Genomic DNA, 567 nt, shown 5'->3' on the forward strand with positions numbered 1-567 from the left:
CAGCAACCAGCAACTGCGCCTCGATCTCCCCCAGCTCGATGCGGAAGCCCCGCACCTTCACCTGGTGGTCGATGCGGCCCAGGTACTCCAATTGGCCTTCCGCGCTCCAACGCACGAGGTCGCCTGTGCGGTACAGGCGCTGTCCGCCTTCTGCCGTAATGAAGCGCTCCGATGTCAGTCCGGCCCTGTTCAGGTAGCCGCGCGCCAGCCCGGCGCCCGAGACATACAGCTCGCCGGCCACGCCCACCGGTACCGGGTTGAGTTGCCCATCGAGCACGCGCAGTCCGAGGTCCGGGATGGCCACCCCGACCGGACTGCGCTGCCCCTCGAGGTCCGCCGCCGTGATCCGCCGGTAGGTCACATGCACCGTGGTCTCGGTGATGCCGTACATGTTGATCAGTTGCGGGCTGTCATCGCCATGGTGCTCGATCCACTGGCGCAGGCGCTGCGGGTCCAGTGCCTCTCCGCCGAAGATCACCACGCGCAGGGACAAATGCTCTTGGTAGGCTCGCGGCAGGCTGGTCAGCTGGCCGAAGGCCGAAGGCGTCTGGTTGAGCACCGTCACCT

At 67.0% G+C, this 567-nt stretch carries 1 protein-coding gene; it reads right to left on the reverse strand.

Going from position 1 to position 567, the window contains the following annotated elements; genetic code table 11:
- Nucleotides 1-567: AMP-binding protein (locus AC1DFC_RS29770; RefSeq protein WP_478180588.1), on the reverse strand; the 567-nt coding region annotated here is incomplete at both ends.

The sequence above is a fragment of the Variovorax sp. 10L421 genome, assembly GCF_056395365.1.